The sequence below is a fragment of the Pseudomonas sp. G1002 genome, assembly GCF_013385455.1.
GTDB lineage: Bacteria > Pseudomonadota > Gammaproteobacteria > Pseudomonadales > Pseudomonadaceae > Aquipseudomonas.
The window spans coordinates 35698-46108 of record NZ_JACAPY010000031.1 but is presented as its reverse complement, the minus strand read 5'-3'; the positions used below and the strand labels follow the sequence as shown (position 1 = coordinate 46108).

8 protein-coding genes are annotated in these 10411 nt (G+C 64.9%); 1 reads left to right on the top strand and 7 read right to left on the bottom strand.

Annotated elements, in window-relative coordinates:
• Positions 1–72: 72 nt before the first annotated feature.
• The 7 genes from HX801_RS21000 to HX801_RS20970 form a co-directional block, all read right to left on the bottom strand.
• The gene (locus tag HX801_RS21000) at positions 73–1215 is read right to left on the bottom strand and encodes an LLM class flavin-dependent oxidoreductase (RefSeq protein ID WP_003218626.1); all 1143 of its coding nucleotides are present in this window, start codon (positions 1213–1215) and stop codon (positions 73–75) included.
• On the bottom strand, positions 1205–2197 hold the full coding sequence (locus HX801_RS20995; RefSeq protein WP_087695234.1) for an LLM class flavin-dependent oxidoreductase: 993 nt from the start codon (positions 2195–2197) through the stop codon (positions 1205–1207). The genes HX801_RS21000 and HX801_RS20995 overlap by 11 nt, the downstream gene beginning before the upstream one ends.
• A gap of 159 nt (positions 2198–2356) precedes the next feature.
• A complete protein-coding gene (locus tag HX801_RS20990; protein ID WP_177022664.1) occupies positions 2357–3343 on the bottom strand; it encodes an LLM class flavin-dependent oxidoreductase in 987 nt (328 codons plus the stop codon).
• Positions 3340–4329 carry an LLM class flavin-dependent oxidoreductase gene (locus HX801_RS20985; RefSeq protein ID WP_177022663.1) on the bottom strand — a complete coding sequence of 330 codons (990 nt, stop codon included), beginning with the start codon at positions 4327–4329 and terminating at the stop codon, positions 3340–3342. The genes HX801_RS20990 and HX801_RS20985 overlap by 4 nt, the downstream gene beginning before the upstream one ends.
• Entirely contained in the window at positions 4326–5243 is a 918-nt protein-coding gene (locus HX801_RS20980; protein ID WP_003218619.1) for a 5'/3'-nucleotidase SurE, read from the bottom strand. Before HX801_RS20980 ends, HX801_RS20985 begins: the two co-directional genes overlap by 4 nt.
• Entirely contained in the window at positions 5240–6577 is a 1338-nt protein-coding gene (locus HX801_RS20975; protein WP_003218618.1) for an LLM class flavin-dependent oxidoreductase, read from the bottom strand. Before HX801_RS20975 ends, HX801_RS20980 begins: the two co-directional genes overlap by 4 nt.
• Before the next feature lie 58 nt (positions 6578–6635).
• Positions 6636–9074: a TonB-dependent siderophore receptor gene (locus HX801_RS20970; protein ID WP_003218616.1), complete on the bottom strand. Its 2439-nt coding sequence runs from the start codon at positions 9072–9074 to the stop codon at positions 6636–6638.
• 305 nt (positions 9075–9379) lie between these two features.
• Here HX801_RS20970 and HX801_RS20965 point away from each other — a divergent pair, with 305 nt between their 5' ends.
• On the top strand, positions 9380–10372 hold the full coding sequence (locus tag HX801_RS20965) for a P1 family peptidase (protein ID WP_003218615.1): 993 nt from the start codon (positions 9380–9382) through the stop codon (positions 10370–10372).
• Positions 10373–10411: the final 39 nt, after the last annotated feature.

The window sequence follows — 10411 nt, the reverse complement described above, 5'->3', positions numbered from 1 at the left end:
GCCGGTAGGCCGCTGTAAGAGCGGAACCAATATCAGCCGTTACCCAAATAACGGATATGTACACCGCTCTGGTCAACCCCGACCCACCTCAACATCCCTCCCCGAAGCCCCAATCCTGCGCAACAAAGGCAACACCTCCGCCCCCACATGAATCGACTCTTCCAGATGCGGAAACCCCGAGAGAATAAAGCTGTCCACCCCAAGCTGGTGATACTCCTCGATCCGCTCCGCCACCCGCTCATAACTCCCCACCAGCGCCGTCCCGGCCCCGCCCCGTACCAGGCCCACACCGGCCCAGAGGTTGGCCGAAACCTCCAGCTCCCGCGCCCCACGCCCACGGCCTTTCATCAACTCGGTCTGGCGACTCTGCCCCACCGATTCATACTTGGCCATCTGCCGCTGCGCCTGGTCAATGGCGTCCTTGGGTATCTCCTCCAACAGCCGCTCCACATGCGCCCAGGCCGCCTCGTCAGTGCGATCGGCAAAGATGTGCAAGCGCAACCCAAAGCGCAACGTCCGCCCCTGCATCGCGGCCAACTCACGCATCCGCAGCACCCGCTCGGCAATCATCGCCGGCGGCTCACACCACATCAGGTACGTCTGCCCATGGGCAGCCCCCACCTGCTCGGCAGCCTCGGAGGCGCCCCCAAAATAGATCGCCGGCACCTCGGCCCCAGGCGCCACCGGCGTGTTGATCCCACTGCGGTAGTAGCGCCCCGGATGCGCCGGCTGCTTGCCAGCCCACACCGCCTGGAACACCTGCAAAAACTCCGCAGTACGCGCATAACGCTCATCGTGTTCGAGAAAATCCCCCAACGAACGCTGCTCAAAACGGCTGGACCCCGTCACCACATGCAACGCCAGGCGATTCTCGCTGAGCAATTGCAAGGTCGCCGCACGGTGGGCGGTATAGGCCGGCAGCTCCATGCCTGGTCGCAACGTCAGGAGGAATTTAAGCCGTCGCACCTCCTGGGCCAGCACCGCGGTAATCAGCCACGGATCCTCGAAACCGCTGGCGGTGGGCACCATGATCCCGTCGAACCCGGCCTGTTCGGTAGCCCGCACGATCTGGCGCAGGTAATCGAGGGTGGGGGCACGTTCGCCTTGCTGGAACAGCCCGACCTTGGGCAGGCCGCTGCTGGTGAGGTGGCGGCCGTCGCCATTGGTGGGCAGGAACCAGTCGAGCTGGATCGGGGGGCGAACCTCAGTGTTCATGGTGCAGGCGCTCCTTGCGCAGGCCGTGTTGAAAAAGCAGCGGCAGGATCTGTTCACCAAAGCGCAGCACTTCGCCGACCGCCGGGCCGCCTTGCAGGATGATGTGGCCAAGGCCCAGGCCGTGCAGTTCCTGCAGGCGCGTGGCGATTTGGCGGGGCGTGCCCACCAGGATCAACGGTTGGCCAGGGTGCAGTTGCAGCAGGTTCGGGTGGATCTCCCACTGGCGCAACGGGTGACGGTCGCGGGGCACGGTGGCGATGCGGTGGTTGGGCAGGTCCTGGGTCGGCAGCAGGGCGGCGGCGGTTTCCCAGGCCAGGTCCTCGCTGTCGCCGATGACCAGGCCGAAGGTACAGGCAAAGGCCAGGCCCGGCTGAAGCTGGCGCCAGCGTTGTATTTCCTGGGCCAGCCACTGCGGATGCCCAGGCCGCAACAGGCAGACCTGGGCGTGGCCAGCCACCAGCGCGTGGCTTTGGCTGTCGTCCAGCACCAGTGGCGGCGCGGGCAGTTCGCGGCGGGCGACGCCGGCGTTTTCCAGTTGGAAATAGCGGCCTTGATAATCCAGGCCGCCGTCATTCGGTGCCAGCAGTTGTTGGAGAATCTCCAGGTATTCGCCGATGCGTTCGCTGCGCTGGTCGCGGTTCAGCCATTCGCCAAACGCACTGCGCAGGCTGCCTTGTTCGCCGTCGGGCAAGTGCAGTCGCACCCGGTGGCTGCTGATCGATTGCAGGCTTTGCAGGGTGGTGGCCAGGGCCGCCGGCAGCATGACTTCCGGCGGTACGCTCACCGACAATTGCACCCGTCGGGTGTGGGCGCATAACGCCGCCGCCACCCCGAGGCTGTCGGCACACAGCGCGCCGCCGGGGATCCACAGGCCGTCGATGCCGGCGTATTCCACCGCCTGGGCCAGCTGGATCCACTGCCCCGGCCGCGCCGCCCAGTCGGGGGTACAGAGGGGCATCAACCAACTGAATTCAAGGGGCATACACGGGCTCCATAGTTTGGCATCAGCATCACGCGTCGTCGTAGCAGCTGTCGAGCCCCGGCGAGGCTGCGTTCGCGGTGTATCTGGCACACCGCTTCGCAGACTCGTTTCACTCGACAGCTGCTACGGGAGCTGACGCTTTCAGGGCGTTTGATCATCCTACTCTCGTCCTCGCCATCCGAGGGCCGGGGCGATGTCCCGGGCGATGATTTCCAGGCGCTTGAGGATCTGCGCCTGGGTCGAGCTTTCGGCCTGGACCACGGCGATCACGTAGTCAGCATAGGGCAGCAGGGACGGGTCCTGTTGCAGGCTGGCGATCACTTCGTCGGGATGGCCGTGGTGCACGTTCATCAGGCGCAGGTGCTCCTGCAGGTCCACGGCTTGATCAATCAGGCCTTCGCGTTGCAGGCGCGGGATGTGGCGCTCGATATCCACCGCCAGTTCCGCTTGGGCTCTGGCGCGATCCGCTGCCGGGAAAATTGCCCGCACCACGCCGATTCTCGGTGGGCGATCGATGCGGGTCCAGGCATTCAAGTAGGCATCGGCCAGGGGTTTTTGCACCGTCAGCGGATCGTGGGTGGCGGTGCCCAGCAGCAAGCCGTTGCCCTGGCTGGCGGTGTATGCCGCGCCTTCGAGGCTGCCGTGGGAGTGCCACAAGCGGCTGCTCAAGCCGGTTGCTGGCGGTTGCAGGGTCAGCGCGCTGTGGGGCATCAATGCCTCGCCGTCGAGTAACTGCTGGACCTGCTGCTGGTGTTCGCTGAAATCGACCTGGCGTTGCACGGCATCACGGCCAAACGCGCTGAAATTGTCGAGGTTGGCGCCGCCGCTGCCCAGGCCCAATTGCACCCGGCCGCCGCTGAGGGCATCGAGCACACTGGCGTCTTCCGCCAGGCGGATCGGGTCTTCGAAAGGCAGCACGATAACCCCGGTGCCCAGTTCGATATGCCGGGTTCGCTCGGCCACCGCCGCCAGCAATACCAGCGGCGACGGCAGCCGGCCGAAGCCGTTGCTCAGGTGGTGCTGGGCAATCCAGCCACCGTCGAAACCGAGGGCCTCGGCGACTTCGAATTGTTCGATCAGGTCGCGGTAGACCTGCTGTGGATCGTCGCCAAAGGCGTGGCTGAGAAAGCCCAGTTTGAAGCTCATGTCAGGGTTCCTTGGGGCAGTGTCGGTTGCCAGCCGAGGGCCGGGGCGATCTGTTCGCGGATGATTTCCAGGGCACGGATCGCCTCCCGCAGCGGGGTGCTGGCGGTCTGTACTTGCAGCACCAGGTGGTCGTTGGCCGTCAGTCTCGGCCCTTGCTGCAACTGCTCGATGATCTGCTCGACCGGGCCGTGCAGGATGCCGAGGCGCCTGAGGGTGGCGTCGAAATCATCATCCACCGGCGCCTTGTACACGCCGATGCTCTGTTGGCGTTGCACGTAGGCCTGGATATCGTTGCGCGTGGCGGCGTCCGGGGTCGGGATCAGCGCCTGTACCCGGGTGACACGGGGCGGGGTGCCGTTGTCACCGGTCCAGGCGTTGCGATAGCGGTTGACCAGTTCTACCCCGGCTTCGGGCGGCAGGTGCGGGTTGGGCGCCATAATCAGGCCGTGGCCGCGCTCGGCCACCAGTTCCACCCGTGAGGTGGCTTCCCAGATTCGCTGCCCAAGGCCGGCTGCCCGTGGCAACAGGCGCGAGCCGCTGTCGGTCAGGGGGGCGTTGCCCAGGGCATGGATCAACTGTTGCAGGTGCTGCTCATAATCGCGGTGGCGCGCCTCAGGCTCACGACCGAATGCGGTGAACGTGTCGGGATCAAAACCCGCACCCAGGCCCAGCTCCAGCCGGCCATTGCTCAACAGGTCCAGCACCGAGGCGTCTTCCGCCAGGCGCAGCGGCGCTTCCTGGGGCAACACGATAATCCCGGTGCCCAGGCTGATCCGCCGGGTGCGCTGGGCAATGGCGGCAAGCAATATCAGGGGCGAGGGCAGGCGGCCGTTTTCGCTGGCGAAGTGATGCTGCGCCACCCAGCCACTGTCAAAGCCCAGCTCTTCGGCGACCTTGAACAACTCCACGGTGTCGCGGTAGACCTTGGGCTCGAAGCCGGGGCTGTAGACCCGGCTGAGAAACCCCAGGGAAAAACGCGAACTCATGGCTGCACCTCGCGGGCCAGTTGTTTTTGCAGGGCGGGGCCGGCGTTGATCGACTCCGGCAGGCCGCTGAACGGGCTGATGGTCAGGTAACCCTTGTTGAGCCATACCGCCTCATCCTGCTTCTGCTGCTCGGCGGTGGCGGCGGGGCTGTACTGGAAGCCGATGCCGGGTTTGCCCGGCAGCTTGAATTGCTTGAGGTCGTCGGTGTACACCGCTTCAAAGCCCACGTAGCTGCCGATGCGGGTGAGTTTCACGCCCTTGATCCGTGGGTCTTTTGGCAGGTTGATATTCAGGCCCAGGCCCTTGGGCAAGAGCGCGCCGTCGGGCTGGCGATGCTGGTCCAGGGCATTGACCAGTTTCGCCACCAGTTGCGCCGCGCGTTGTGGGTCTGCCTCCTTCAAATCGGTGCTGACCGCCAGCGCCGGAATGCCCGCCTGCACCGCGACACTGGCGACGTTGAACGTGCCGGAAGCGCTGTTGATCGCCCCCAGGTTATTCCCGGGGTTGGGGCCGACGATCACCAGGTCGGGGTGGGGCATGACTTTTTTCAGGCCCATCAGCAGGGCCATCACCGGCGTACCGCTGATCTCGATCTGCACGTCTTTGCCGGCGCATTCGGGGCTTTGGCACACGCCGTTTTCAGTGGTGCTGATGTAGTAACTGTCGGGGTAGGCCGGGTCGTCGTCATGGCCAACGGTGACTTCGCGACCAAAGAAAAACGCACCGCCCCGTGCGCTCTGGTCGGCCTGCGGTGCGGCAATCCGCACCGTATGCCCCTGGGCCTTGAGCTCGGTGTACAGGGCGCGAATATTGGGGTGCTGATAACCGTCGTCGTTGCTCAGCAAAATGTTCAGGGCAAAGGCCTTCGAGACGAACAGGCTGCCGACTGCCAGCATCCATGCGCTGCGCTTCATGGTGTGACTCCCTGGGTAAAGCGATTGGCCGGGCGCGGCAGGCCGAGGTTTTCCCGCAGGGTGGTGCCTTCGTATTCGGTGCGGAACAGCCCGCGTTGCTGCAGCAGTGGGATTACCTGCTCGACGAACAGGTCGATGCCACCCGGGAAGTACGGGAAGAACACATTAAACCCGTCACAGGCACGGGCTTCGAACCACTGCTCGAAGAAGTCGGCAATGTCTTCGGCGGTGCCGATTATCGGGTTGCCGGCGGTCAGGTGCAGGTACAGCTGGCGGATGCTCAGGTTCTGGCTGCGGGCCAGTTCCAGCAGTTTGTCGCGACGGCTGCCGCGCTGGCCTACCGGGGTTTCCGGCAGCGGGCCGTCGAGGTCGTAGCCCGACAGGTCGATGTCATCGCCCAGGGTGTCGGCCAGGAAACGCAAGCCCAGCACCGGGTCCACCAGGGCCTGGAACTCTTCGAACAGCGCCTGGGCCTGTTCGCGGGTTTCGCCGATAAACGGGGTGACACCGGGCAGGATCTTGATGTGGTCGGGGTCACGGCCAAAGGCGGCGGCGCGTTGCTTGATGTCTTGATAGAAAGCCTGGGCGCCGGCCAGGTCATGGTTGACCGCAAAAATCAGCTCGGCAACGCGGGCGGCGAGGGCCTTGCCGGGTTCCGACGCACCGGCCTGCACCAGCACCGGATGGCCCTGTGGAGGGCGGGCGACGTTGAGTGGGCCACGTACGGAAAAATGTTCGCCGCGATGATTCAGGGTGTGCAGTTTGGCCGGGTCGAAATACTCCCCGCTGGCCTTGTCGCGGGTGAAGGCGTCGTCGTCCCAGCTGTCCCACAGGCCCTTGACCACGTCGTGGAATTCTTCGGCGCGCTGGTAGCGGTCGCCATGGTCGATATGGGTTTCGCGGCCGAAGTTCCAGGCCTCATCCGAGACCACCGAGGTCACCAGGTTCCAGGCGGCGCGCCCCTTGGACAGATGGTCGAGGGAGGCGAACTTGCGGGCGATATGGTACGGCTCGTTGTAGCTGGTGGTGGCGGTGGCGATCAGGCCGATGTTGCTGGTGACGGCTGCCAAAGCGGCCATCAGGGTCAAGGGTTCGAAGTGTTCGGCGCGGGCAGTGCGGCTGAGGGCGTCATGATGATGGCCCCACAGGGCGACCACGTCGGCGACGAACAAGGCGTCGAATTTGCCGCGTTCGGCGGTTTGCGCGATGTGTTTGAAGTGCTCGAAATCCAGGCTGGCATCCGCCTGGGCCAGGGGATGGCGCCAGGCCGATACATGGTGGCCGCTGTTGGCCAGGAAGGCCCCCAGCTTGAGTTGATCGGTACGTCGGGTCATGGGCAGGCTCCCGCAAAAGGTCAGGCGCAGGGCCGGCGAACCGGCCCCGCGGGCTGGGTCAGAAGGCGTACGTCACGCCGGTGTACCAATAGCCACCGGTGGTGCCGTAAGGCGAAAAGGTACCGTACGGGAAGCCGCCGGAACTGCTTACCAGGTCGGTGCGTTTCGGGTACTTGTTGAACAGGTTGTTGGCTCCCGCATTCAGGGTCACGGCCTTGGTCAGGTGGTAGTCGATGTTCAGGTCGGTGATCCAGGTCGGCGCGAAGTTGCGGTCGTAGATCTCGGCGGTGCCGTACTCGGTGTAGGAGCCGTAGCGGGTCAGGTTGAGGCTGGTTTCAACCTTGTCGTAGGTCCAGGTGGTGCCCAGCAGCAGCTTGGATTGCGGCAAGCCGTACTTGAGGTTGCCCTGGCGCTGGCGGTCATAGCCACCGTCCGGGCCGAGGGCCTGGGCAGCCACCGTCGAGGCGTGGATCGAGTCGATCTGGGTGGTGTTCCAGTTGAAGCCGGCGCTGTATTTCAGGCTGCCATAGGCACCGATGTCCTGGCGGTAGTCGCCCACCAGGTCAACGCCGCGGGTGGTGGTGTCGAGGGCGTTGGTGAAGTAGGTCACCGCCTGGTTCGGGTTGAGCCCGGCGGCGGCGAGGATCGCGCTGATTTGCGGCGTGCCGCCCAGGTAACCGGTCTGGGCGATGCGGTCCTTGATCACGATCTGGTAGGCATCCAGGGTGATGTTGGTGTTGTCAGTGGGTTGCAGGGTCAGCCCGATGCTGTAGTTGGTCGACTTTTCAGGCTTGAGGGTGGTCGCGCCCAGGGCCTTGGCCACATCGGAGTTCACCGCCACGTTGCGGTAGTCGAACAGTTGCCCGTTGACGCTGGTTTGCGAGGTGGAGCTGTAGATCTGCTGGGCCAGGGACGGTGCGCGGAACCCGGTGCTGACGGTGCCGCGCAAGGCCAGGATCGGGGTCAGCTGGTAGCGGGTGGAGAACTTGCCGTTGGTGGTGGTGCCCGAGCCGTCGTTGTAGTGCTCGTAGCGCCCGGCCAGGTCCACGTGCCATTTGTCGGTGAGGTCCTGGCCGATCTCGCCGTAGCCCGCGAGGCTGATGCGGCTTTTTTCGGCGGCGTCGGCCGGGGTGGTACCGGCACCGGAAATGGTCCCGGGTGGAATGATCGCGCCGTTGGCACCGGTGTCGAACGGTCCGCTGGCGTAGGAGGCGAGGTCACCCTTGCCGATCTTGTAGTCTTCGTAGCGCTGTTCCAGGCCCCAGGAAATCTGCGTCGGCTTGTACAGGCCGAGGTCGAAGGCGCGGGTCAGGTCGAGGTTGTTGGTCCACTGGCTGAAGGTTTTTACGCCGGTGTCGACCGAGGTCGGTGAGTTCGGGCCGTAGCTCAGGTTGTAGGTGTCGGTGAGGGTGGCCCGGGCATGGTCCTGGCCGTAGGTGCTCGACAGGTCATAGTCCCAGCCGGCGGCCTGGCCCTTGCCGCCAAACGCCACCTGGAAGTCGTCTTCGATGAAGCGCAGGTTGTCTTCGATACCTTCCGGGTACGGGGTCTGGATGCCGTTGAACGACGGCGGCTGGTGGAATGCCAGGGGCTTTTCCGAGTTGCGGTGGGTGTAGGTCGAGAACGAGTACAGGGTCAGCGCGTCGGCGACCGGCAGCTCGGCGTTGTAGCCGAGGCTGAAGTTCTTCGCCTCGGGCAAGCCGGTGCCGTAGTAGGTGTGGCGTTGGCTGGTGTTGCCGGCACTGTCGGTGTACGGCGCCGCATCGGAACGGTCCGAGACGTCCTGTTTCTTCACGTCCAGGGCGAGGTTGATGAAACCGTCGTTGGGCAGGGCCAGGCCGACATTGCCGGTTTGACGCACGGTTTCGCCATCGCCGTTTTCATAGTTCTGGCCGTAGGTGGTGGACAAGCTGCCGCCGTGGTCGGTTTGCTTGAGCACGATGTTGATCACGCCGCCGATGGCGTCCGACCCGTATTGCGCCGAGGCGCCGTCACGCAGGACTTCGATGTGATCCACCAGGGCGGTGGGGATCATGTCCAGGTCCACCGGTTGCGAGCCGGAGTTGAGGGAGGTGGCGTTGTTCAGCAGCGCGCTGTTGTGGCGGCGCTTGCCGTTGACCAGCACCAGCACCTGGTCGCCGTTCAAGCCGCGCAGGCTGATGGGGCGCACGATCGAGGTCGAACCGAAGCCCGACGAGGCCGGCTGGTTGAGGGACGGCAGCACCTTGCTCAAGGCACGGGTCAGGTCGCCCTGGCCGGTGGCGAGCAACTGCTTGGAAGAAATCACGTCTACCGGCGCCGGGCTGTCGGCCAGGGTGCGGGCCTGGCCACGGTTGCCGATGACCACGACGGTGTCCAGGGGGTTGTCGCTGGCCGGGGCGTCGGCGGCGAGGGTCAGGCTGCTGTAGCTGACGGCCTCGCACACGGCGAGGAACAACAGGGTATGGGCGAAAGCCTTGCCGGGTTGGCGGCGGCCTGCGGCGCGTGATGGATTCATGATGTGCAACACTCCAGTGTGGTTAGGCAACGGGCCTTGTTCGAGGACGGCTTGTTAAGTTCAAGCTCTGGTGGAGGCAGGAGAGCAAAGGCTGTGCCATCGCTGAAAAGTCTTGGATAACAAGGAGTTGTTGGAGGGTTTGCGGGGCGGGTGGTGTTTTTCTAACAGGCGGGAGGGCAGGGTGTTGGTTTTTGTGCAGGGGATTTTTTCGCGAAGCTGCTAGCGTACGCTGGGCCGGGGAGCGCCTCCTTGGCACACCCCTTGCTCTCCCCACGCCATACCTAAACCCAAGGAAGCTTTTCTGTATGCCTAGACCTGGCCCGCGCAACGCCCTCACTGATATTCCCGGCCTGGAGGTTGGCCACGCCACAGACCTGTACGCCGACACCGGCGTCACGGTGATCCGCCCGGATGGTTTCTGGACTGCCAGTATCGACATTCGCGGTGGAGGCCCAGGTGGTCGCGAAACCGCGGCGCTGGAGCCGGAGAACATGGTGGGCCAGCTGCACGCGCTGGTGTTTGCCGGTGGCTCGGTGTTTGGCCTGGCGGCGGCGGATGCGGTGGCGGCGAAGTTGTCCCAGGACCAGGTGGGGTTGCATTTGAAGCCGGGTGCGCCGGCGATTCCTATCGTGCCGGCGGCGGTGTTGCATGATTTGGCCAATGGCGGGGACAAGGATTGGGGTCTGGAGCCGCCTTACCGGCGACTGGGGTTCGAGGCGCTGGCCAATGCTGGTCCGGAGTTTGAGCTGGGCTCTGTCGGGGCCGGACGTGGGGCCATGGCGGGGGTGTTGAAAGGCGGGCTGGGGACGGCGTCCCTGGATTTGGGCGATGGGTTGGTGGTTGCCGCGTTGGTGGTGGCTAACCCGATTGGTTCGGTCTACATGCCGGATGGCGAGACGTTCTGGGCGTGGCCCTGGGAGGTGGCGGGGGAGTTTGGCGGGGCGCGGCCGGTGACGGAGATGGATTGCAGTGATCCGATGCCGGAGTTGTCGCGGCTGGATTCCATGGGGCGTCTGCAAGCGGGGGCCAATACCACGCTGGTGGTGGTGGCGAGTACGGCGCGGTTGACGGTGGCGGAGTGCAAGCGGGTGGCGATCATGGCGCAGGACGGGATTGCCCGGGCGGTGCGGCCAGCGCATTTGCCGTTTGATGGGGATACGGTTTTTGCGTTGGCTTCGGGGGCAGTGGAGGTGGCGGATGGGCCTCGGCGGCAGGTGGAGATTGGGCGGATTGGGTCGGCGGCGGCTGATTGTGTGGCTCGGTCGATTGCTCGGGGGGTGTTTGCTGCGCGGGGTTAGGGTGGGGTGTATATCCGTTACTCCGCGGGCCGCCGCGAC

What these genes read in the sequence shown, in the direction of transcription:
- HX801_RS20995 (WP_087695234.1), bottom strand. Translation starts at nt 2,197, where the DNA reads ATGCCCCTTGAATTCAGTTGGTTGATGCCCCTCTGTACCCCCGACTGG.
- HX801_RS20985 (WP_177022663.1), bottom strand. Translation starts at nt 4,329, where the DNA reads ATGAGTTCGCGTTTTTCCCTGGGGTTTCTCAGCCGGGTCTACAGCCCC.
- HX801_RS20975 (WP_003218618.1), bottom strand. Translation starts at nt 6,577, where the DNA reads ATGACCCGACGTACCGATCAACTCAAGCTGGGGGCCTTCCTGGCCAAC.
- HX801_RS20965 (WP_003218615.1), top strand. Translation starts at nt 9,380, where the DNA reads ATGCCTAGACCTGGCCCGCGCAACGCCCTCACTGATATTCCCGGCCTG.
- HX801_RS20990 (WP_177022664.1), bottom strand. Translation starts at nt 3,343, where the DNA reads ATGAGCTTCAAACTGGGCTTTCTCAGCCACGCCTTTGGCGACGATCCA.
- HX801_RS21000 (WP_003218626.1), bottom strand. Translation starts at nt 1,215, where the DNA reads ATGAACACTGAGGTTCGCCCCCCGATCCAGCTCGACTGGTTCCTGCCC.
- HX801_RS20970 (WP_003218616.1), bottom strand. Translation starts at nt 9,074, where the DNA reads ATGAATCCATCACGCGCCGCAGGCCGCCGCCAACCCGGCAAGGCTTTC.
- HX801_RS20980 (WP_003218619.1), bottom strand. Translation starts at nt 5,243, where the DNA reads ATGAAGCGCAGCGCATGGATGCTGGCAGTCGGCAGCCTGTTCGTCTCG.